Annotated in this window: 13 protein-coding genes, 1 tRNA gene, 1 rRNA gene and 1 riboswitch; of the genes, 11 read left to right on the top strand and 4 right to left on the bottom strand. The window is 52.7% G+C overall.

Annotated elements, in window-relative coordinates; translation table 11 throughout:
* Positions 1-100 precede the first annotated feature (100 nt).
* The 3 genes from EA58_RS05225 to metA all read left to right on the top strand — a co-directional run bounded on the left by EA58_RS05225 (position 101) and on the right by metA (position 1,460).
* Positions 101-176, top strand: a tRNA-Thr gene (locus tag EA58_RS05225).
* Between the two features lie 7 nt (positions 177-183).
* Positions 184-299 (top strand): 5S ribosomal RNA (gene rrf, locus EA58_RS05220).
* Between the two features lie 219 nt (positions 300-518).
* Positions 519-1,460, top strand: a complete 942-nt coding sequence (gene metA, locus EA58_RS05215) for a homoserine O-acetyltransferase MetA (protein ID WP_036749804.1) — start codon at positions 519-521, stop codon at positions 1,458-1,460.
* A 72-nt stretch (positions 1,461-1,532) separates the two neighbouring features.
* On the opposite strand, the gene EA58_RS05210 is transcribed toward metA, so the two are convergent.
* Positions 1,533-2,870: a cation:proton antiporter gene (locus EA58_RS05210; protein ID WP_036749800.1), complete on the bottom strand. Its 1,338-nt coding sequence runs from the start codon at positions 2,868-2,870 to the stop codon at positions 1,533-1,535.
* Positions 2,871-3,069: 199 nt separating this feature from the next.
* Here EA58_RS05210 and metH point away from each other — a divergent pair, with 199 nt between their 5' ends.
* A complete protein-coding gene (gene metH, locus EA58_RS05205; protein ID WP_036749798.1) occupies positions 3,070-6,738 on the top strand; it encodes a methionine synthase in 3,669 nt (1,222 codons plus the stop codon).
* A gap of 118 nt (positions 6,739-6,856) precedes the next feature.
* On the opposite strand, the gene lysC is transcribed toward metH, so the two are convergent.
* Entirely contained in the window at positions 6,857-8,236 is a 1,380-nt protein-coding gene (gene lysC, locus EA58_RS05200; protein WP_051641906.1) for a lysine-sensitive aspartokinase 3, read from the bottom strand.
* Positions 8,237-8,341: 105 nt separating this feature from the next.
* Positions 8,342-8,523, bottom strand: a riboswitch (Lysine riboswitch).
* A 251-nt stretch (positions 8,524-8,774) separates the two neighbouring features.
* On the opposite strand from lysC, the gene EA58_RS05195 reads away from it, so the two are divergent.
* Entirely contained in the window at positions 8,775-9,893 is a 1,119-nt protein-coding gene (locus EA58_RS05195) for a pyridoxal-phosphate-dependent aminotransferase family protein (protein ID WP_036749868.1), read from the top strand.
* A 57-nt stretch (positions 9,894-9,950) separates the two neighbouring features.
* Here the strand turns inward: EA58_RS05195 and EA58_RS05190 are convergent, their stop codons facing one another.
* Together EA58_RS05190 and uvrA are read right to left on the bottom strand one after the other, a co-directional pair.
* Positions 9,951-11,732 (bottom strand): PglL family O-oligosaccharyltransferase, encoded by a 1,782-nt coding sequence (locus EA58_RS05190; RefSeq protein ID WP_036749796.1) that lies wholly within the window; start codon positions 11,730-11,732, stop codon positions 9,951-9,953.
* Between the two features lie 106 nt (positions 11,733-11,838).
* Positions 11,839-14,664: an excinuclease ABC subunit UvrA gene (gene uvrA / locus EA58_RS05185; protein WP_036749865.1), complete on the bottom strand. Its 2,826-nt coding sequence runs from the start codon at positions 14,662-14,664 to the stop codon at positions 11,839-11,841.
* Positions 14,665-14,913: 249 nt separating this feature from the next.
* Between uvrA and EA58_RS05180 the strand changes: the two genes are divergently transcribed.
* The 6 genes from EA58_RS05180 (at position 14,914) to EA58_RS05160 (ending at position 24,206) form a co-directional block, all read left to right on the top strand.
* Positions 14,914-15,450 carry a single-stranded DNA-binding protein gene (locus tag EA58_RS05180; protein WP_036749794.1) on the top strand — a complete coding sequence of 179 codons (537 nt, stop codon included), beginning with the start codon at positions 14,914-14,916 and terminating at the stop codon, positions 15,448-15,450.
* A 219-nt stretch (positions 15,451-15,669) separates the two neighbouring features.
* Positions 15,670-17,139, top strand: coding sequence for a cytochrome-c peroxidase (locus EA58_RS05175; protein WP_036749791.1), 1,470 nt, complete (start codon positions 15,670-15,672; stop codon positions 17,137-17,139).
* Positions 17,140-17,295: 156 nt separating this feature from the next.
* On the top strand, positions 17,296-20,367 hold the full coding sequence (locus EA58_RS05170) for a hypothetical protein (RefSeq protein WP_036749788.1): 3,072 nt from the start codon (positions 17,296-17,298) through the stop codon (positions 20,365-20,367).
* Positions 20,368-20,369: 2 nt separating this feature from the next.
* Entirely contained in the window at positions 20,370-22,010 is a 1,641-nt protein-coding gene (locus tag EA58_RS05165; RefSeq protein ID WP_036749785.1) for a hypothetical protein, read from the top strand.
* Positions 22,007-22,396 (top strand): hypothetical protein, encoded by a 390-nt coding sequence (locus tag EA58_RS21525; protein ID WP_152547939.1) that lies wholly within the window; start codon positions 22,007-22,009, stop codon positions 22,394-22,396. The genes EA58_RS05165 and EA58_RS21525 overlap by 4 nt, the downstream gene beginning before the upstream one ends.
* Positions 22,389-24,206, top strand: a complete 1,818-nt coding sequence (locus EA58_RS05160) for a reverse transcriptase family protein (protein WP_051641903.1) — start codon at positions 22,389-22,391, stop codon at positions 24,204-24,206. Before EA58_RS21525 ends, EA58_RS05160 begins: the two co-directional genes overlap by 8 nt.
* Positions 24,207-24,219: the final 13 nt, after the last annotated feature.

Below are 24,219 nucleotides of genomic sequence, written 5' to 3'. Positions count from 1 at the left end.
TGAATGTACACTGCGCTTCTCGCATCAAAATCGTCATCGCACAGCGACAAATTCTTCAGACAAAGCAGTGAAGCGTAAGACTTTGTTGAGATAAAAATTTGCTGGTATAGCTCAGTTGGTAGAGCGCACCCTTGGTAAGGGTGAGGTCCCCAGTTCAAATCTGGGTACTAGCACCATAATTTGCCTGGCGACCATAGCGCTGTGGAACCACCTGATCCCATGCCGAACTCAGACGTGAAACGCAGCAGCGCCGATGGTAGTGTGGGGTCTCCCCATGTGAGAGTAGGACATCGCCAGGCTCCCCATTCAAAACCCAGCCTTTGGCTGGGTTTTTTCGTTTTAGCCAAATATCCTTTCATCTTAAGATTACTGATTGAAAATGAACTCTTTTTATTAGTTTTCTTCTTCAACACCCTTCTATCTATAATTCTTTTAATGCGTTATTGCTTGCAGTCATCCGTGAAATTTTATAATTTTTGGGTATCTGGACGTCTAAACATCTTAGGGAGAGTTTGAACATGCCCATTAAAATTCCTGACCAGTTACCGGCTACTGATATTCTCAGGGGAGAGAATATTTTCGTGATGTCAGAAAAACGAGCAGCCAGTCAGGGAATTCGTCCGCTGAAATTGTTGTTACTGAATCTGATGCCGCGGAAGATTGAAACAGAAACGCAGTTTTTGCGTCTGCTATCAAACAGCCCGCTGCAGGTTGATGTTGAGTTGTTGAGGATCGACAATCGTCCGACGAAGAATACACCGACCGAGCATCTGGATACGTTTTACCGTCAGTTTGAAATGGTGAAAGACCGTAATTTCGATGGTCTGATAGTCACAGGGGCACCGCTGGGGCTGGTACAGTTCGAAGATGTTCTGTATTGGGAAGAGATCCAGACGATTCTGAATTGGGCGAAGGGACACGTAACATCGACGATGTACGTGTGCTGGGCCGCACAGGCGGGCTTGAAGTTAATGTATGATCTGCCGAAGCGAACCCGAAAAGAAAAGCTGTCTGGTATCTATACACATACGACTCACAATTTGCATCATCCTTTATTGCGTGGCTTTGACGATACCTTTCTCGCGCCACATTCCCGTTATGCAGACTTTTCCCCAGACTTTTTAACGCAGCATACAGACTTAGATCTATTAGCGACCTCTGAGCAGGCTGGGGTTTATCTGGCAGCAACGAAGGACAAGCGAAATGTTTTCGTCACAGGTCATCCTGAGTACGATGCGAAAACTTTGCATCTGGAATATATACGGGACTTGAGCGAAGGCATGGAGCCATGCATGCCTGTGAATTACTACAAGGATGATAATCCGGACAACGAGCCAGTTGCCAGCTGGCGTAGCCATGGTCATCTGCTGTTTTCGAATTGGCTGAATTATTGTGTATATCAGCAAACACCATATGATCTGGAACATTTCTCAGAAGATAAGTTTACCAAAGACGACTGAAGTTTCAGCGACATTGATACAAACAAAAAGACCTGCTGGTAGCAGGTCTTTTTGTTTGATGGCAGTGAAACCTTACGATTTAGGATTGGTTTCGGGCTGTTGATGGGATGGGAGTGTCTGATCGCTGTCGCTGTTATTTTTTGCTTCCCAGGCTTTGGCTTTTTCGATCATTGATGTGATGGTCGAGCCCTGGATTAGGATCGAGAACACCACAACCGCATAGGTCATCACCAGAATCAGTTCTTTGACGTCAATATTTTTTTCCGGGATAACAATGACACCGGCCGGAATCGCCATCGCCATTGCCAGGGCCAAGCCGCCCCGCAGGCCCCCCCAGGTCAGTATTTTCACTGATTCCGGGTTGTATTTCCGGAATCGCTTGAAGCCGACATAAGAGAGTTTGACACTCAGGTAGCGGGCCAGCAAAACCAGAGGTACAGCGATCACCATCAGTGTCCAGTCTTCTTCATGGAAACTGAAAGACAGCATGCTCATCCCGATCAGCAGGAACAGAACGCCGTTCAGGAATTCATCGACCAGTTCCCAGAAGTGATCCAGGTGGTCCTCACTTTCTTTTGAGAAACCAATATAGCGGGTCCAGTTGCCGATCATAATGCCAGAGACAACCATCGCCAGTGGGCCAGAGACATGAATGACATCAGCAAAAACGTATCCGGCTGTCGGCACGCCCAGGGTCAACAGTAATTCCATGGAGTGATCGTCCGTCGAGCTGATCAGATAGTGGAAAAGCAGACCTAAGACAAAACCGTAAGTGATCCCTCCAATGGCTTCCTGCAGGAACAGGTGGCCAACACCCAGGACGGTTGGTGCCTCATCACCGAAAGCAATAGTGAACAGCGTGACAAAAATCACCAGACCAAAACCATCATTAAAGAGCGACTCCCCTTCAATTTGGGTTGAAATACGACGCGGGGCATGCAATTTTTTAACAATCGCAAGTACCGCAATTGGATCCGTTGGAGAAATCAGTGCGCCGAATAGCAGACAGTAGATCAGGTCAAACTGGATGCCCAGTGTCTGGCAAATCCACCAGAGTGTGCCACCGATAAAAAAGGTGGAAAATAGGGTTGCGGCCAGTGCCAGGATGGCAATTTCCCACTTTTGATCTTCGAGGTGAGGCAGTTTGATTCCCAGACCGCCGGCGAAAAGCAGAAAGCCAAGAATCCCTTTCAGCAAGAAGCTTTCGAAGTCGATCTGTCCCAACTGCTCTGCGGCGATTTCTTCCAGGTGAAACCAGCCATTGTGACCCGCGATCACAATTCCGAGCGATAAAACAATGGCGCCTGCGGTGATGGCAATGGTTGTTTGCATCTTGCCTATTTTATGGTTAACAAAGGCAATTGCCATTGCGGCAGCGGCGAGAAAACAGAGGGTACTGTAAACCGACATCCTTGATCCTCATCTGTTGGAAAAGTGTTAAGCAAAAATTGTGACAAAATATAAATGTTCGGGCCCGTGATAGCCATAAAAACTTTGGACAGATCGATGAAGAATTAGTTTGCGCAAACGATGTATAGACGTCTAGATTTCCAATCAGGCTGTGATAGGATGATTGCAGCTGATAAGTTTAAGTGTAAGGAAGTAAGCAGTGTCGAATGGAACGGAATTATTACAGAAGCGATTAAATGAGCAGATCCTGATCATCGATGGCGGGATGGGCACTATGATCCAAAGCTATAAGCTGGATGAGCAGGATTATCGAGGTGAACGTTTTGCCGACTGGCATTCCGACCTGAAAGGAAACAATGACCTGCTGGTTCTGACTCAGCCGCAATTGATCAAGGATATTCACGCTGCTTACCTTGAGGCTGGGGCCGATATCCTCGAAACCAACACCTTTAACGCCACAACCATCGCGATGGCAGACTACGACATGGAGAGTCTGAGTGCCGAGATCAACTTGGCGGCAGCCCGGCTGGCACGCCAGGTCGCAGATGAGTGGACCGCAAAAACGCCGGATAAACCGCGTTTTGTTGCGGGTGTCCTTGGCCCGACCAACCGAACCTGTTCTATTTCTCCGGATGTGAATGATCCGGGTTATCGTAATGTGACTTTTGATCAACTGGTTGAGGCGTATTCAGAATCGACCCGTGCGCTGATTGAAGGTGGTGCCGATATCATCCTGATCGAAACGATTTTCGACACTCTGAATGCGAAAGCCTGTGCTTTTGCGGTGGATTCGGTATTCGAAACACTGGGAATAACCCTGCCGGTGATGATTTCCGGGACGATCACCGATGCCTCCGGCCGTACCTTGTCCGGTCAAACGACCGAAGCTTTCTATAACTCACTTCGGCACGTCAAACCGATCTCTTTTGGCCTGAACTGTGCGCTGGGTCCTGATGAACTGCGTCAGTATGTCGAAGAGCTGTCGCGCATTTCCGAATGTGCTGTTTCAGCGCACCCGAATGCCGGTCTGCCGAATGCTTTTGGTGAATATGACCTTGAAGCAGATGAGATGGCCGAACATATCCGGGAGTGGGCGGAGTCCGGTTTCCTCAATTTGGTGGGGGGCTGTTGCGGAACGACACCGGAACATATCCGTGAAATGGCCCGGGTGACGGCGAATCTCCCGCCAAGGAAGCTACCGGATTTACCCGTGGCTTGTCGATTGTCTGGCCTGGAACCCCTGACCATCGAAAAAGAAACTCTGTTTGTGAACGTCGGTGAGCGAACCAATGTCACCGGGTCAGCTCGTTTTCGTCGTTTGATCAAAGAAGAATTGTATGACGAGGCGCTGGAAGTCGCTCGTCAGCAGGTTGAGGCTGGCGCACAGATCATTGATATCAACATGGATGAAGGCATGCTGGATGCAGAAGCGGCCATGGTGCGCTTTTTGAATCTGTGTGCTTCTGAGCCGGAAATTTCCCGTGTTCCGATCATGATTGACTCCTCGAAGTGGGAAATTCTTGAATCAGGTCTGAAATGTGTTCAGGGCAAGCCAATTGTCAACTCAATCTCACTCAAGGAAGGGAAAGAGAAATTTGTTGAGCAGGCTAAATTAATCCGTCGCTACGGTGCGGCGGTGATCGTGATGGCGTTCGATGAAGTGGGTCAGGCTGATACCCGTGAACGGAAGATCGAAATCTGTACTAATGCCTATCATATTCTGGTTGATGAAGTTGGTTTCCCGCCGGAAGATATCATTTTTGACCCGAATATCTTTGCGGTCGCGACAGGGATTGAAGAGCATAACAACTACGCCGTGGATTTCATTGAAGCGGTTGGGGATATCAAGCGTCATTTGCCGCATGCCATGGTCTCCGGTGGGGTGTCGAACGTTTCTTTCTCTTTCCGGGGGAATGAGCCGGTGCGTGAGGCAATTCACGCGGTCTTCCTGTACCACTGCTTCAAGAACGGGATGGATATGGGGATCGTGAATGCCGGTCAGCTGGCGATTTACGATGACTTGCCGGAAGAGCTGCGTGTGGCCGTGGAAGATGTGGTCCTCAACCGTCGTGATGATTCCACGGAGCGTCTGCTGGATTTGGCCGATAAATACCGGGGCAGCGGCGAAGCGGTGGAAGACAAAACCGCCGCGGAATGGCGGGGCTGGCCCGTTGAAAAGCGACTGTCTCATGCACTGGTTAAAGGCATTACTGAGTTTATTGTTGAAGATACGGAAGAAGCTCGCCAGCAGGCCAGCAAACCGCTGGAGGTGATTGAAGGGCCGTTGATGGCAGGAATGAACGTGGTGGGTGACCTGTTCGGTGAAGGCAAAATGTTCCTGCCGCAGGTGGTGAAATCGGCCCGGGTGATGAAGCAGGCTGTGGCCTATCTGGAGCCTTACATCAATGCCGAGAAACAGGCAGGTAAGAGTAACGGAAAAATCCTGCTGGCAACCGTGAAAGGTGACGTGCATGACATCGGTAAGAACATTGTCGGCGTCGTCTTGCAGTGTAATAACTTCGAGATTATTGATCTCGGAGTGATGGTGCCTTGTGACAAAATTCTGAAGGTCGCGAAAGAAGAGCATGTCGATATTATTGGCTTGTCTGGCCTGATCACCCCTTCATTGGATGAAATGGTGCATGTGGCGAAAGAGATGGAGCGTCAGGGGTTTGAGATTCCGCTGTTGATTGGCGGGGCGACGACTTCTAAAGCGCATACTGCGGTAAAAATTGAACAGAACTATCATGCACCTGTGGTGTATGTTTCGAATGCATCCCGGGCTGTCGGGGTGTGTGCGGCATTGTTATCTGAGACGCAACGACCTGCTTTTGTCGAGCGCCTGGATCAGGAGTATGAGGTGGTGCGCGAGCAGCATGCCCGCAAGCGTCCGCGCAGTGCACCGGTCAGCCTGGAAACGGCGCGTGCCAATAAAGTGGCGATAGACTGGAACAGCTATACACCGCCAGCCCCTAAACAACCGGGTATCCATGTGTTTAAAGACTTCGATATCGCGACGCTGCGGCGTTACATCGACTGGACGCCTTTCTTTATGACCTGGTCATTGAGTGGCAAATATCCGACGATTCTGCGTCATGAAGTGGTCGGGAAAGAAGCACAGCGGTTGTTCGATGATGCTAATCAGCTGCTGGATGACATTGAAGCAACCGGTATGATCAAAGCCAATGGCGTGTGTGGTCTGTTCCCGGCGAATAACATTGGTGATGATATTGAGGTTTATACCGATGAAAACCGGACTCAGGTGCTGACCACGCTACGTGGTCTGCGTCAGCAAACCGAAAAACCAAAGGGGCCGAATTACTGTTTGTCGGATTATGTTGCTCCGAAAGACAGTGAAAAAGCTGACTGGATTGGTGCATTTGCTGTCACGGGCGGGATCGGTGAGTACGACATTGCTGAGCAGTTTAAAGCCAAAGGGGATGACTATAATGCCATCATGATTCAGGCGGTGGCCGATCGTCTTGCAGAAGCGTTTGCCGAATGCATGCACGAGCAGGTGCGTAAGGAAATCTGGGGTTATGCGCCGGATGAAGCCCTGAATAATGAGGATCTGATCCGTGAGAAATATCAGGGGATCCGTCCGGCACCGGGCTATCCGGCTTGCCCTGAACATACAGAGAAAGGCGAGATCTGGAAACTATTGGATGCGGAAGCCAATACCGGGATGCAGTTGACCGAAAGTTTTGCCATGTGGCCGGGTGCCGCGGTGTCGGGCTGGTATTTCTCTCATCCGGAATCCCGTTATTTCGCGGTTGCACAGATTCAGCGAGATCAGATGCTGGACTATGCTGAGCGAAAAGGCTGGGATGCAACCGAAGCGGAGAAATGGCTCGGTCCAAATCTGTAGTCGGATTCGTAGCAAGTCGTGGTCATCGGATGCGGTGGCCGCTGTTTAGCTCAGCGTGTGAAGACATCAAAAAAGGCGCTCATGGAGCGCCTTTTTTGGATCTGCGAGATGATTCGGATTACTCGAAAATCTTATGATGCAGATTCTGAGCAATCGAGAGCGCGTGCTCGGTTTTCACCAGGAAGCACAGGTTGTGTGGACTGGCACCGTAACAAATCATCCGCAGTTTGTATTCTTCCAGCGTGTTGAACACAGTGCTGACCGAACCGGCGGTTTGGCTCATGCGGTTTCCGATCAGAGAGATCAGGCACAGATCCTGTTCAATCTCGACACGGCACAGCTCGCTGAGTGCCGCGTGTGCTCCCGGAGGAAGCGTAGGTGCACCGCCACCCGTGTCTGTCTGATCCATCGTCAGAGAGACGCTGACTTCAGAGGTAGAAATCAGATCAACCGAGACTTTGTGTTCAGCCAGAATACGGAACACTTCAGCCAGGAAGCCGTAGGCGTGGAACATGTTCAGGCTGGTCAGGGTAATCAGGGTCTGATTGTTGCGCAGTGCCAGTGCACGGAACAGAGGCGCTTCACTGACTGATTTACGGATCCAGGTTCCGCCTTGCTCTGGTGCTTTCGAAGAACCCACGAACACAGGAATCTGACGGCGAACCGCCGGGATCAGTGTGGATGGGTGAAGAATTTTGGCACCAAAGTTGGCCATCTCAGAGGCTTCACTGAAGCTGATTTCTTTGATCGGCGTAGCTTTTGGCGCAATCCGTGGATCGGTCGTATACATCCCGGGGACGTCGGTCCAGATTTCCAGCGTACCGGCGTCGATCGCCTCAGCCATCAGCGCAGCGCTGTAGTCGCTGCCACCGCGGCCCAGTGTGGTGGTACGGCCCTGTTCATCACTGCCAATAAAGCCTTGTGAAACCACGATTTTATCCTGTAGTAATGGCAACAGTTTTTCTTCCGTCAGTTGACGGATCATCTCTGGTTCCGGGCTGGCTTTCCCGAAGCGGCTGTCTGTCCGCATGACATCACGGATATCATAGCGCACAGCATCGGCACCCATTTCGCACAGAATTTGAGTAAACAGATAAGTTGACAGCAATTCGCCATTCGCGACCAGTTGATCGGTCAGTTCAGCAGACTTCTGAACTGCGGTTTGAGCCGCGAGAGCAGCAACCTGATCCAGCAGTGTGTCAATTTTCCCGGCAACCGTTTCAGGTTGTTGTAAGTCTGCCAAGACACTGTGATGGATTGCACGCAGGCGATCCATCAGACTGCTGCGGTGTGCAACATCAGCGACACCGTTGGCCAGTTCGACCAGAATATTGGTCACACCGGAACATGCGCTGATGAGAACCAGCTTAGTCTTCGGATGATTAATGACGATCTTGGCACTACGGCTCATTGCGACGAAATCAGCCACGCTAGTGCCGCCAAATTTTGCGACAGTAATTTCAGCGTTCTGCGCTGAAGAAAAATGTACAGGGCTCAAAATGATCTCCCACTTAACAAAGCGTAAAGTCATGGGGCAAAATTTGGGGAATCTTTCCGACTTGATGTCAGAAGAGCCGTTCGGCGAGACATGATAAAGACAGCTGCGACCAGAAGCTCTCCACCTGTGCTTGATGCTGCAGGTGACAGCCAGAAGGATTCAACCTTCAAAGCCGATACGGCAAGCCCCCTGTCTTACCGTATCTCGGCGTTGCTCCCCCTCTCTATGGTGCTTTGGGGTGGGGCCCCGCCGCATAGATACCTGGATAACGCGCCTCTTCCGTTTTCACCTGAAAATGAGCTTTTCAGGGTGAACAAAAATTGCCCTTATTGAATAGGAGCAGGGGGGCTTTGTCAATGCCTGAATGCATTTTTCTGTGTCGTTATTGTTACTGATCCTGCAGAAATTTGTCCCTGAGGTTCCAGCGTCGTGCGGTTCTGTTATGCTCGGTTGGGATATTTTATGAATACCACTGTTGCCAATCATCATTAAAGTGCTGATCGAGAAGGATTTCAGCTACGATGCCAATGGAGGCCCCATGACAATTCAAAGTTTTTATCCGCCACAGCGTACCCTGATGGGACCCGGCCCATCCGATATTTATCCTCAGGTGCTACAGGCGCTCAGTCGTCCGACTTTGGGCCATCTTGACCCATTATTCATTGGCATGATGGATGAACTGAAAAGTTTGCTCCAGTATGCTTTCCAGACCACGAACCCTTTTACCATTGCGGTTTCTGCACCGGGCAGTGCCGGGATGGAGGCGTGTTTTGTCAATCTGGTTGAGCCGGGGGATAAGGTCATCGTCTGCCGCAATGGGGTGTTCGGCGAGCGGATGCGTGAAAATGTTATCCGTTGTGGTGGTGAAGCCGTGCTGGTGGATAACGAATGGGGTGAGCCGGTTGATCCGCTGGCCGTTGAAGCGGCACTGAAAGCGCACCCGGATGCCAAAATTCTGGCCTTTGTCCATGCCGAAACCTCAACCGGCGCGCTCAGTGATGCGGAAACGCTGGCGAAACTGGCTCGGGCGCATGGGTGCCTGACCATTGTCGATGCTGTGACGTCACTGGGTGGTGTGCCGCTGAAAGTGGATGAATGGCAGCTTGATGCGGTGTATTCCGGCAGCCAGAAATGCCTGTCCTGTGTGCCGGGGCTGTCACCGCTGACCTTCTCGCCTCGTGCGATAGAGGCCATACAGCAACGTAAGACGCCGGTACAGAGCTGGTTCCTGGATCAGAGCCTGGTGTTGGCTTACTGGAGTGGTGAAGGGAAACGGAGTTACCATCATACCGCGCCAGTGAATAGCCTGTACGCGCTGCATGAAGCACTGGTTCGTCTGCAAAACGAAGGGCTGGAAAATGCCTGGCAGCGCCACGCCGAGATGCATCAGTCACTGCGTGCCGGGCTGGAAGCCATGGGCATTCGATTCGTCGTTGAAGAAAAGAGCCGTTTACCACAATTGAACGCTGTGTATATTCCGGATGGCGTGGATGATGCTCAAGTGCGTCAGACCTTGCTGGAGAAATACAATCTGGAGATCGGGGCGGGCTTAGGTGCGCTTGCCGGGAAGGCATGGCGTATCGGACTGATGGGTTATGCTGCCCGTAATGAGAATGTGGCACTTTGCCTGAAAGCGCTGGAAGATGTGCTGAAATAATCCGTGACGGGCAAAATGGATAAGAAAACGGCTGCTGTGCAGCCGTTTTTGATCGGATTAGTTTTGCGCTGTTTTTGTCTCAGTCTCAGTCTCAGTCTCTGTTTTTGGTGTTGGCTGAGTGAATATCGGCAATGTCTGATCGCTGAAATCCAGGCTCGGGAACAAGTACTGGGCTTCTTCCCGTACATGCTCGGCCTGACGGGAATGGGCCATTGCCTGATGCGCTCGGATCAGATATTGGTACAGAATCGGCCGCGGTAACTCCCGGGCTTTCTTCTCGGACCAACGAATGAATCCCTGTATCAGCTCAGGGTTGTTCTGATGTATCCCCACTTTGAGCTGGGTCTGATATAAGTCCCATTCGAACCGATGGCGCCAGGCCCAGGTGTTGTTCACTTTCTCCAGGACGGCTAAATCGGGCGGTGAAGTGGTTTCAAAGCGGGTCAGTGCTGCTCCGGAGTACAGGGTTGTCAGCATAAAAGCGCTGATACAGGAAGGGAGCAGTATCCCCCCGATTCGGAAAGGTTGATGATAACGCAGCGGCTGTTTGAAATATTTGGCGCTGAGTGAGTCGACCCAGTGCAGCAGGAAAATGAAAATCACCCAATGGATCAGCGAATGATAGAACGGATACTCCAGCTGGGTATGTAAAGTGATCGGAAACAGCAAAGCAACCAGTGCCAGCTGGGTATTTGCCGGAGCACGCCGGATCTTCGCCAGCACGGCGACGGCGGCAATGAGTAGCGCCAGCAACGGCAGAATTCCGCCTTCACTGGCCCAGAACAACAGTTCGTTGTGCGGATGGTCCAGGTTGGCTAACCCGTATGGCTGCGTGGGATCGGCCTGATGCCATTGTGCAGTCTGCATCAGGTAAGCCGGCTCAAAGTTGCCGTATCCTACCCCCCGCATGGGCGCATGCAGGAACATCTCCGTGACTTGCGGGTATATTATCGTACGGGCACTTTCCAGTGAAACCCTGCCCGGTTGCGGCGACCAATTCAATGTACTGGTCAGATTCCAGGCCAGACTCAGTCCCATGACAACCATCAGCAGCCACATACGCCACTGGGCCCGGGCAGCAAACTGGGTCAGGTATGGCAGGATCAGCAATACGCCGACGACAGCAGCGATCCAACCCGTCCGGGAGCTGAGGACAATCAGCATAGGCACGATGGCAACGGGGGTGAGCAACAAACCCAGCTGGGAGAATGTCCAGCGGCGTTGATAGGTGGGTAGGCGCGCCAGCAGGTAGGCCGAGAGGATCAGTCCGGTTGCCAGAAAAGTGGCCATGACATTGGGTTGCTGGAAGATGCCGTAGGGGCGATTGATTTCCGTATTGTAACCCAGGGCGTTCTCAGGGGAGACCCAGAGAAACAGATACCAAGCCAGAGCTGTTTGCAGCCAGACCGCCTTCAGGATCAACCACAAAATTTGCTGGCGTTGTTTCTGGCTGAATGCGAACTGCTGGAGTGCCACAAAGAATAGCCAGCCAGCCCAGAGCGCAAATAATCGGTTTGCTGCCGCTTCAGGGGTCGCTTCCGGATAGAAGATCGGAAGCGTCAGCATGACGCAGCAAAGAAAGAGCACCAGCGTCAGACGAGAATAACGTAATATTTTCTGGCGACTGATTTCCAGCAAACCAATGGCGATGGCAAAACTGAATGGAATCCAACTGCTGACATTGAACGGGAGTTCGAGTCCGGAACCGCCCTGATTGTGCTGAAAGTAGTGCATGGTCAGCAAAAACAGGAAAGTCAGCGCCAGAATAAAAGGTCGCGTCAGGGGTTTGCTGATCGTGGCTGCCGCCAGCCGGGTGCCCCGTAATTGAATGACAGTCACGTTGTCCAGTCCCTCGACATATCGTCAAAAAAATCAGGCTGGTGGCCAGCCTGATCGAGATGATTATTGTTGTGCAGCTTGCTGATTACGCCTGCTGAGCGGCCTTTCACGGTAACAAAGGCTTAAGGAAGCGGGCTGTATGTGATCCCGCCACTTCAGCGACCTGTTCCGGTGTTCCGGCTGCGATGATTTCACCACCGCCATTACCGCCTTCCGGCCCCAGATCGATGATCCAGTCTGCGGTTTTGATCACATCAAGATTGTGTTCAATGACTACAATGGTGTTGCCGTGATCGCGCAGCTTGTGCAAGACACTCAGCAACTGCTGAATATCGTGGAAATGCAGACCTGTGGTCGGTTCGTCCAGAATATACAGGGTTTTACCTGTATCGCGCTTGGACAGCTCGCGAGCCAGTTTTACCCGCTGTGCTTCACCGCCAGACAATGTGGTCGCAGCCTGACCCAGACGAATATAGGATAAACCGACATCCATCAGCGTTTGCAGTTTTCGGGCAATTGCGGGGACAGGATCAAAAAATGTCCGGGCGTCCTCGACGGTCATTTCCAGTACTTCGTCAATGGTCTTGCCTTTATATTTCACTTCCAGGGTTTCACGGTTATAGCGTTTCCCTTTACAGCTGTCACAAGGCACATAGACATCTGGCAGGAAGTGCATTTCCACTTTGATCACGCCGTCACCCTGACAGGCTTCGCAGCGGCCACCTTTCACGTTAAAGCTGAAGCGCCCCGGCTTGTAACCCCGTGAGCGGGATTCCTGTGTTCCGGAAAACAATTCACGGATCGGGGTGAAAATACCGGTATAGGTTGCCGGGTTCGAGCGCGGTGTCCGGCCAATCGGGCTTTGATCGATGTCGATGACCTTGTCCAGATGTTCCAGCCCCTGAATATCAAGATAAGGTGCTGGCTCACCGGAAGTGGCACCATTCAGTTCATGGTGGGCGATCCGGAAGAAGGTGTCGTTGATGAGGGTTGATTTACCCGAACCGGAGACACCGGTGACGCAGGTCATCAGGCCAACCGGGATCGAGACATCCACTTTTTTCAGGTTATTGCCGCGAGCGCCGGTCAGTTGGACGATTTTTTCCGCATCCATCGGCGTGCGTTCTGCCGGAACTTCAATCTGTTTTTTTCCGCTCAGGTAGTGACCGGTCAGGGATTCCTGCGACGACAGGATGTCGTCCAGTGTACCTTCAGCAATGACCTGACCGCCGTGTACCCCCGCGCCCGGGCCGATATCAATGATATGATCGGCGCAGCGAATCGCATCCTCGTCGTGTTCAACGACCAGCACGGTGTTGCCCAGATCGCGCAGCCGGGTCAGGGTGCTGAGCAGACGTTCGTTATCACGCTGGTGGAGACCAATGGAGGGTTCATCCAGAACATACATCACACCGACCAGTCCTGCGCCGATCTGGCTGGCCAGTCGGATTCGCTGGGCTTCACCACCCGACAGGGTTTCAGCACTGCGCGACAGGTTGAGGTAGTTCAGGCCGACGTTGACCAGAAAGGTCAGACGGTCGTTGATTTCCTTCAGGATTTTATCGGCAATTTGTGCACGCTGGCCTTCCAGTGTCAGCTCGGTGAAAAACGTCAGAGCCTGACTGATGCTCATCTCACTGACATGAGGCAGGTTGGTCTGTTCGATAAAGACATGGCGCGCCTCTTCACGAAGGCGGGAACCGTCACAACTTGAACAGGGCTTGGTCGAAATATATTTGGCCAGATCTTCCCGGACCGCGTTGGATTCGGTTTCGCGGTATCGGCGCTCCATGTTGTTGAGGATGCCCTCAAACGGGTGGCGGCGCACCGTGACATCGCCGCGATCATTGATGTACTTGAACTCGATGTTGGTCGTCCCCGACCCTTGCAGCAGCACTTTCTGCACTCTGTTCGGCAGGGTGTGAAAGGGGGCTTCGACATCGAAATCGTAATGCTCAGCCAGTGAGCTCAGCATCTGGAAATAATAATAGTTGCGCTTATCCCAGCCGCGAATTGCACCACCGGCCAGACTCAGCTCTTTATTCTGAACCACACGGGCCGGGTCGAAATACTGCTGGACACCCAGACCGTCACAGGTGCCGCAGGCACCGGCTGGGTTATTGAAGGAGAACAGGCGCGGTTCCAGTTCGCGCATACTGTAGCCACAGTGTGGACAGGCGAAGTTGGCGGAAAAGATCAGCTCTTCCATGTCGCCATCGTCCATCGGACTGATCACCACAGTCCCGCCGGACAGCTCTAGTGCCGTTTCAAAGGATTCAGCCAGACGTTGCTGGAGATCATCGCGAACCTTGAAGCGATCCACCACGACTTCAATGGTGTGCTTTTTGTGTAATTCGAGCGTCGGTGGATCGGACAGATCGCAGACTTCCCCGTCGATCCGGGCGCGGATATAGCCCTGAGCGGCCAGATTGGCTAGGGTTTTCAGGTGTTCACCTTTCCGCTCTTTGACGATTGGTGCCAGCAACATCAGTTTACTGCCTTCTGGCAGCGTCAGGACTTTATCGACCATCTGGCTGATCGTCTGGGCGGCCAGCGGGACATCATGGGTCGGGCAGCGCGGTTCACCGACCCGGGCAAACAACAGGCGCAGGTAGTCGTAAATTTCGGTAATGGTTCCGACGGTTGAACGCGGGTTGTGTGAGGTTGATTTCTGCTCGATGGAAATCGCCGGAGACAAGCCTTCAATGTGGTCGACATCCGGTTTTTCCATCAATGACAGGAACTGTCTGGCATAGGCTGACAGCGATTCGACATAGCGGCGCTGACCTTCGGCATACAGGGTATCGAAGGCCAGGGAAGACTTGCCGGAACCTGACAGGCCGGTAATCACAATCAGCTTATCCCGCGGGATAGTCAGGCTGATATTTTTGAGATTGTGGGTGCGGGCACCCCTGACTTCGATCTTATCCATGGTTGCAGTCATCAGCGCTTGAATAAATTGGTCTGCATTATGGCATAGCCCAAAAAGGCTTAAAAGACTTGACTGTATAAAAACACAGTGCTTTGATCGTCTTTTATGCGTTTAGTCTGGACGTGGAATGGGTGATGTTGCCCTATGCCTGTGGGGGCGCCCCATGTTAAACTCGACAATTAAGTTTAAACTTTGAATGAGAGCAGGGCGCCGTTTGGCACCCTCAACAGCGAAAACCTGGAGTGAACTATGGCCAGTCGTGGCGTGAATAAAGTTATCCTGGTAGGTAACTTGGGAAATGATCCTGAAATCCGTTATATGCCAAACGGCAATGCAGTAGCGAATATTACCATTGCTACTTCTGAAACCTGGCGTGACAAAGCGACCGGCGAACAGCGTGAAAAAACTGAGTGGCACCGTGTTGCCCTGTTTGGCAAGCTGGCTGAAGTTGCTGGTGAGTACCTGCGCAAAGGGTCTCAGGTTTATATTGAAGGTCAGCTGCAAACTCGTAAGTGGCAGGACCAGAGCGGTCAGGATCGCTATACCACCGAAGTTGTGGTGCAGGGTTTTAACGGTGTGATGCAGATGCTGGGCGGCCGTCAGGGCGGTCAGGGCGCGCCAATGGGTGGCCAGCAGCAGCAGGGTGGTTGGGGTCAGCCTCAGCAACCACAACAGCAGCAGCAACAACAGCAAAGCTATGCACCGCAGCAGCAGTCTGCGCCTCAGCAGTCTCAGCCTCAGTACAATGAACCACCAATGGATTTCGATGACGATATCCCGTTCTGATCAATTCCTCAGGATTGACTGAATTTTTGAAGAAAGGCCCCTGATTTTTCAGGGGCCTTTTCTTTTTGCGAGGCCGGACGGGTTGCATTCGTTTTTGTACATTTTTGTTGTATTTTCTTTCTTGATGATAAGACGCACAGCAAATTTTTCAGCCCTTACACTCATCTTTATGGAAAGACAGATCAAGTGAAGGATGCGTCAGTGTCTGGGGGAGTGTTTATGAAAATTTTGTTAGGCGTCTGCCTGATTACATGCTGCCTGCTGTCCGGGTGTCAGTTAGATGAGGAGATCCGCGAGGAGGCCAGACAGCAAGGTCTGACTGGTGATGTTGCACAGCATCGTCAATTGCCGGCAATTGATGATCCGTTACCACAATTGGGTTTGAAACTTTTTTACACCAAAGCGTTGAGCGGGGATAAGGATGTCGCCTGTGTGTCCTGTCATCATCCGGTGCTAGGGGGCGGCGATGGCCTGTCGCTATCAATTGGCACGGGGGCCATTGAAGATGACGTGCTTGGACCTGAACGGCAACACTCGTCACTCGCAGCCAATTATAATGGTGGTGGGCCGACTGTCCCGCGCAACGCACCAACGGTATTCAATATTGCGTTTTATGATCAGACTCTGTTTGATGATGGCCGGATTGAGTGCGTCAATGCATCGACGGGCGCGAACGGGGAAGGCGACGATATTCGCACACCTGATGTTGCAATTGGCATGATTGATCCAGATGCCGGTGATAATTTGACCATGGCACAGGCCCGTTTTCCCATCACGTCAAAGGCTGAAATGCGAGGATTTACCTTTCTGCCAGACGCCAGCAATGATGAGATCCGGGCGCATTTAGCGAATCGCCTGGCCGGAGCGCCCGGCTACGAAAATGAGCTGGATAAAAATCAGTGGCTGACATGGTTCAGAGCTGGTTTTTCCGATCCGGAAGGGACAGCACAGGCACTGATCACCGAGAAAAACATTGCTCGGGCACTGGGTGAGTTTGAGCGATCCATGGTCTTTGTGGATACGCCCTGGAAGGCTTATCTGGCCGGGAATGATGATGCCATCAGCCTGAAAGCGAAAATGGGAGCACTGCTGTTTATGCGGCCTGTCAGGAAAGGGGGAGCCGGATGTATGGCGTGCCACAAAGGTGATTTTTTCACGGATGAATCCTTTCACGTGCTGGCGGTGCCTCAGGTCGGTATTGGCAAAGATCATGACAGTGGGATTGACGGGACGAATGACAGGGGTCGCTGGTATCAGACCCGGCAAGTCGATGATCGATTTGCGTTCCGGACGCCTACGCTGCTGAATGTGACGGAAACCGGACCTTGGGGGCACTCCGGCGCTTACACCACGCTTCAGGGCATCATTCGTCATCACTTGAATCCACGCAAAGCGGTGTACAACTATGATGTCAGCCAGCTGGATCCGCGGGTGCAAACGGAAGACATGCTGGAAAACACGGAACAGGCTTTACAGCAACTGTCCCGCCTGCAACGGGAGGGAAAATCCAAGTTGGTGGCAACTTATCTCAGCGATTCCCAAATCGATCTGCTTATCGCATTTCTGGCATCACTCACAGACCCATGTGTGAAGCGCAGTGAATGCTTGTCGCCATGGATCGATACGGGAGAAAGTCCGGACGATTTGCAACTGATTGCTCTGGATGGGCAAGGTCATCCGCTCGAATGAGTCTGAGAGCGCGCTGTGACTCCCCAGCATCTTGATTCCGAAAGAAAAGCATCGGTAAAAACTGTGATGTTCTCGTGAAGACGGCGCGATGCGGCACGGAGGGTATGTATCCGTGTGATAAGGTCAACAAGTTGCATTCAGGCTTGAGATCGGATCATGAAACTCGTCAGGAAAACACAGTTACATTTTCAGGAAGCACAATCAGAGAAGGTATATGAAATTGCCTTGTTTGAAATGCCCGGTGCCGACACCGAGCGGTATATTGTGTCTGTCCGGTACAGTCATCGGGGGGCGACGCTCAAAGAAAGCCAGAAAACGCCTGCGCCGGTTGATCTGGCCCGTGCTGAAAAAGTGTTTGATTCGGTTGTCGTTGCCAAACGCAATCAGGGATATGTGATTCCCGGCGCAACCGTCAAGCCGTCTGCCCGTACATCGGTGAATCTGGGGCGGCGGATTATGCTGGAGAAAAATCCTGCGTTCAGAGCCCGGCAGATCTGGCGTCTGCCACCGGAGAAAGATCCGGATATGGCATTCATTATTGCCGGTTATCTGGGCCACGACGTATGGCGTTACGATTACAGTATCTTATGGACGCTGGGCCGGATTGGTTCGTCCCAGAATATCGCCATGATCCGGCCTTATCTGAGGCACAGCAACCCGGTTCTGGCCAGTCTGGCGAGGGAAGTCACGCTGGCGCTGACGGAACCGGATGCACAGCAGCAGGTGTATCTTGACCTGACCGGTGAGGATGCGTTGCTCACACCGGAGTCACTGACGCAGCAAGTCGCAGAATTTTGTGCGCTACCGCCGATGGCGGCGGCTGAACAGCCGATCAATGAATGCCTGAAACAAGCTTATCTGCAATCCATATTTCATCCGGCGATCCGTCAGGCGCTCATCGCGGTGCTGCCGCAGATTCCCTTCGCCCCCGGCGCTTTTCAGGGGCTTCGTTATTTGCTGAAAATGAGTGAATTCCGCCTGGATGCCGAAATCTATGCCTTACTGAATCTCCGACTGGAATTCAGCCGGGCCTATTTTACCCGGAACTGGAAGTATCACTATTCGCCAGACGCAGGCCGGATGGATGTCTCCCGGGAACTGGCCTCGGGCCAAGCACGGCTGGCCCACTCGCAAAAGACCCATCAATATCTTGTGAGCCGTTGCTGGCGGACGCTCCGGCAACTCGGAGCTGCAGGCAATTTGTATTACACGGACATGGCGGCACAGTTTCTGCTGGGTTATTCCGATGCTGAGCATGCTGGCAAAGCCAAGTGTGTTGAAGGCTATCAATATGACGAAGACTGGAACCGGGTGGTCACCCAGGTGCGTCATTATGATGAATATTCAAAATGTCGGGTGCTGAACGCGATCATTCGCACCCAACATCCGGGCTATCAGAAGAATGCTCGCGGTTTCTGGTTCTTTCAGCCAGAAATCGACGATGACGGGCGGGGAGAGGCCTTCCCGCATTTGTGGGATCAGGTTCCAGAGAGACTGCTGCAGATCGCAACGGCGACACACTGTCAGCCCGTCTCTGATTTTGCCGTACGGGCGATGGAAGACAATGTCTCTTTTTGTCAGTCACTGTCAGTTGATGCGCTGATACCGCTGGCCCTCAAGCCATATGTGTCCTCACAGCAGTTTGCATTGCGTGAACTGGCATCGCGTGCCGTGCGCGAGCCCTTCTCAGAATCGGCTCTGCTGAGGTTGCTGGCCAGCGACGCTCCGGCAGTTACTGCGTTTGCGATCACACAGCTCGATCAGATCCGGGATTTCCAAAACGCAACGGCGTTTCTGGCTTCACTGCTGTGTCTGGACAGTGAGCCGCTTCGTCAATGGCTCAACAGTGCGGCTCTGGCATCGAAGCTGGCTTATCTTGATCATGCCCGTCTGCTTCAGGATTGTGTACGCCAGTTCGGTGAAACTGACTTGAGCCAGCATCAGCACCTGGATTTCGTGTTTGACTGGCTGGCGCAGCATTGCAGCCGGGTTTTCAGTGGTCTGGCGCTGCCGCAGGTTGAGAGCCTGATCCAGTGCGGTTGCCCTGCGACAATGTGGCTGGGCTGTCGGCTGCTGGATGCAATGCCGATTGGCTACGATGCGATCAGCCCGGAAACGCTGAAAATAATTCATGGTGCTGAATCTGAAGCCATTCAGGCATTCAGTATCTCGCTGCTCAAAAAGCTGACCCCGGATGTCATGGCGACACGGATGGATGATCTGCTCAGCCTGCTGAGTCAGTGCTCGGCGTCAGCGCAGGAGGCCATTTTCAGTGTCCTGATTACTGCGATACAGTCTCGTCCGGTTCATCGCGACAAAGTGTTTCTGCATGTGATTCGCCAGTTACATGATCGCGAGCTGGCGCAGCCATTACAGCACCGCATCAATGATTTTCTCCGGCAGCATTTTGAAAGTGAACTCAGTCAAAATCACCATGAGGCACTTTGGTTGCTGGCCACCGCGCGATCAGAAATGGCCCACTCACTGGCAGCAACGGCACTTGAATCAGCACTGGGCCGTGTATTGGCAAGTTCTCCCGTGTTGTCAGATGATCAATGGTTCACTTTGCTGTTCAGTTCAACGGCGGCACTGAGAGCGTTGGCCCGAGCGTATTTTGAGCGCGATCCGGAAGCGATGCGTACCCGGTCAGATCAACTGTTGTCGGTACTGGAAAGCCGCTGGCCGGACACTCAGGCGTTTGGATTCACCTATTGTGAGCAGCACATGCAGCGTGAAGACTGGCCTGCCGATCAGATTATTGCGGTATGTGACAGTGTTCAGGAACCCGTCCAGCAGTTTGGCCGCCGTCTGATGCAGAGCTATTTTGATGCAGCCGATGGCCGGCAGTATCTGTTGCAACTGAGTCAGCATCCGTCTCCCGAGGTTGAATGTTTTGTCAGTGAATTACTGCCCGACTATGCCGCCGGAGATGAGGCGGTCACGGTAGCGCTGAAACCCTATTTCCTCTCGGTGCTTTCCCGAGTCAATCGCGGACGGCAGGCGAAAGATCGCGTGCTGCACTTCCTGCGCGAACAGGTGGTGATGACCCCTCAGACCCTTGAGATGGTGTGCGATTTGCTGACGCGGCTGTCGCTGACTTCCGTTCACAAAGATAAAGCAGAATACATCAAACTCATGATGACGCTGAAACAGCAACATGCGGATGTGGCGTTACCGGCACAGTTGCGCCAGCGTTCCATTCGTCAGCTGACCGAGTGCAAGGAGTAATCATGGAAGTCACTTACCGTTATGCCCGTCAATCTCAGGTGGGTTCTGACCGTCAGCGGTCTGAAATGGCCTTCGCTCCGGATTTATCCCGCCCGCCAACGTTTTTTGTTGGAGAACTGAAAGACAAGCGCCGGTTCAGGGAAGGTATGTCCTGTCTGCATCAGGTGGTGATGTCTGACATGCGGTTTCAGCCCAAAAACCGTGATGACTATCAGCGCTGGCTGGCCGATGAAGAGGTGCGGTTGCTGGCCGAATTTTCCGAGGTCGCCAAGGCAAACCGGCAGGAATTAGAGGCTGTTCAGGCCGATCTGGCAAGGATGAATGCAGTTGCCAGTGAGATCATGGCACCGTATTACAAGGCGCAAGCCAAGTATTTTAATTATCTCTATCAGCAGGATATTGATGCCTGGTATGTGCTGGATCCGGTCATCACTGTGCATCCGGATCAGGTGTTTTTTGAGTGTTTCTCAGAAGATGAATCCAGCTACGGCAAGTTAAGCTGCCGCTATGATGTGTTCGAGCATGTGTCCGAGCAGGCTTTTGGCACCACGAATATCGACTATTCGCTGGGGTTGTATCAGGAATTTCAGAAGATCCGGGATTATCGCGCGACTTTTCTGAAGATTGACCCGGAAGGTTTCAATATTCAGACGTCTGGCAGCAGTGGATTTGAGGAAAAGAAAATTGATCTGCCGGAAAGCTGGGTCCGTGGTTTCCTGCAGGTGAGTTCAGCCATGACCCTGCCGATGGTGAAACTGCGCCTGCAGCCGATGGATATCCATAATCTGTGCCTGCACCTGAAGCGGAAGAAGGAACAGACCGGCCCGCGCGCCATGAAATTTGAACTGTTGCCGGGGCAACCGATCCGTGTGGTGATGGAGCCCTGGAATGAAGTCATTCGCTTTGATCGCTCTATTTATCAGGGCGATACGCCGCGGACGATCCGGGTGTGGGGACGTCGTCGGTTGCTGATCCTGGAGCGTTTGTTACCGGTTGCCGATGCTTTTGATGTGTTCCTGCTGGAGGATGGTTTTCCTTCGTTTTACATCGCGCACATGGGGGCGATGTCTTTTACGCTGGGCCTGTCCGGCTGGAGTGCCAATGACTGGTCGCGGGCCGGAAATTTTGATCTGCTGGCCCCGCGGGATGCGGTGGAGCAGACGACCAGCCAGAAGGTGTATGACGCGCTGGCGGCCAGTCATCTGGAAAGTGCTGCCAGTCTCGCTGCCCGACTGAATCTGGACTTGAGTGTCGTGAAGTCGGCACTGGCACAGTACAGCCAGCTTGGTCTGGTGCTGTATGATCTGGAGATGGACGTTTACCGGTTGCGGCATCTGTACAATGCGCCTGTAGATCTGGATGAGATCCGTTTCAGTCATGACCGGGAGCGTAAAGCCAGCCATTTTGTTCAGGCAAACCTGGTGACGGTCGAGATGATGGCACGTGGTGATCTGGGGGCTGAGGTTTCTGGCTGTGTGCTGGACAATGGCCGGGAGCATCAGGTGGCCCTGACGATTGATCGTGATCAGCGCCTGATCAATGCCCAGTGTGAATGTCATTTCTGGCATCAGCATAAACTCCGACAAGGCCCGTGCGAGCACATGCTGGCACTGCGCCTGAAAAGTGCAGGAGGGTCGCTGTGAGCGGACAATTTGTTGAAGCCATCTCACTGAAACGACAGCGTTTGATTGAGTTACAGGCTGATATGCATACAATGCAATTGCATGGTAGCGCGGCAAAAGAACCTTGCATCGCGAATGGTGGATCACCATTCTGGTTTAAAGGCTGCCCACGCGTCACTGGCGCAATCTTAACTGGGCCGCACAGTCACCTATATCGCTATTGCGGTATGACTTCGCCGAAGTCAATCAGCGACATAGGTAACGTGCGGCATCGAGTTGATTCCGCCAGTACTGAGAACTCTTCGAAGGAAGTGGCCGCGCTACCTGCTCTCTTCCTGCAATCCATCCTGCCCGTATCTCCAGAAGTGAGTACTTCTTTGCAATCAGTGGTATCTGGTCATGTCTAATTCTCATTCGAATCCACAAACCCATGAGCCGACTCAGGACCCGTCTCCGAAGCTGACACGGCAACAGATATATGACCGGATCCGTGAATCCAGTAAAGATGAATATATTCTCAGCGAAATGACCCGGCTTGGGTTCTGGAAACCCGGTGACAGTAAGCCCAGCCTTGCAGAGCAGTTTGTGAATAAACGCGCATCGCTGATGGCGCGTCTGCACGGACTCAGCCAACTGGATAAACGCTACAGTGATCCGGAAAAGGCGCTGGCCGAGATGCACAAAGCGCGCAAGCTGGCGGCGCTGGAAAAGCGGGAGCAAACCCGGATTGCGCGGAACAGGGCGGCATTTGAGCAGGCCCTGGCCTGGTATCAGCGCCAGAAAAAGCAATTTACTTTTCTGGGAGAATCTGTTTCCGCCGGTTTATCCCAGAAAGCTTCTGATCCACTCCGCTTATCGACGCGGCACCTGATCCACTTTCAGTCGGTTGAAGATGTGGCCCGGCAGATGGATATCTCCACCGCTGAGCTGCGTTTTCTCTGTTACCGCAAAGAAGTCTCGACGGTCACTCATTATCAGGAGTTTGAGCTGCCGAAGAAATCGGGCGGCACTCGGGTGATTTCAGCCCCGATGCCCCGGATGAAGCGGGCGCAGTACTGGCTGCTGGACTACGTGCTGAACCTGCTGCCAGTTCATGATGCGGCCCATGGGTTTGTGCCCGGGCGCAGTATTGTGACCAATGCTCAGCCACATGTCGGCAAAGCTGTGGTGATTAATCTGGATCTGAAAGATTTTTTCCCGAGTATCACCTACCGGCGGGTCAAAGGGCTGTTCGGCAAACTGGGTTACAGTGAAGAGCTGGCCACGACGTTTGCACTGCTCGCAACCAAGCCGGTGACGCAAGCCGTCGAAATGGATGGCCGCACCTGGCATGTGGCTCAGGGGGAGCATGTCCTGCCTCAGGGATCTCCGTGCAGTCCGATGATTACCAATGTGCTGTGTCGCCGGATGGATGCGCGATTACAGGGTATGGCCGATAAACTGGGTTTCACCTATACCCGTTATGCAGACGATCTGACGTTCTCCAGCCAGGATGCGGGCAAGGTACAGTCGCTGCTCTGGCGCTGCAAACAAATTGTGACGGATGAAGGGTTTGTTGTGCATCCTGAGAAAACCCGGGTGATACGCCGTCATCAGCGTCAGGAAGTGACGGGCGTGGTGGTGAATGACCGGCTGTCTGTTGACCGGGCGACACTGAAGCGTTTCAGGGCCGTTCTTCAGCAGGTTGCGCTGGATGGGCCCGAAGGGAAAACTTGGGGAGCCGGAGAGCTGTTCCAGAGTCTGGCCGGTTATGCCAACTTCGTCGCCATGGTGAATCCAGAGAAAGGTCTTCCACTTCAGAAGCAGGTACTGCACCTGAAGCGTCAGTATGGTTTTACCGTGCCGAAGGGGAAAATCGGTGAACTCAATAAGCGGTTGTTCAGGCTGAAAGTCGCGAGAGGGCAGAAGCCCCGGACTCACTGGTGGCAGCCGGAAGAAAAGCCGATGCCGGTCTTGGCACTGACCCCGAAACAACGTCAGGAAGAACTGGAACAGAAGCGTGCTGTTGTTCCGAAAAAGGAAGCTTCAGTGTCAGATGTTGAACCGGAAGAAACGGAAGCAGCTTCAGACGAAGTCAAATTGAGCCCTTTTGCGTGGGTGATGGTTGTGGCAGTGATGCCATTTGCGCTGCTCTGGATGTTTATCAAAGCGCCGATCAAAAGCAAACTGTGGGTACTTGGCATTGGTGCTGTGATTTACTGGCTGTTTTTTTCCTGAGTCCTGTTCATTT

The sequence above is a fragment of the Photobacterium galatheae genome (assembly GCF_000695255.1).
Taxonomy (GTDB): Bacteria; Pseudomonadota; Gammaproteobacteria; order Enterobacterales; family Vibrionaceae; genus Photobacterium; species Photobacterium galatheae.
Note: the sequence above shows the minus strand (reverse complement) of the source record. Positions and strands in the feature narration are given on the sequence as shown.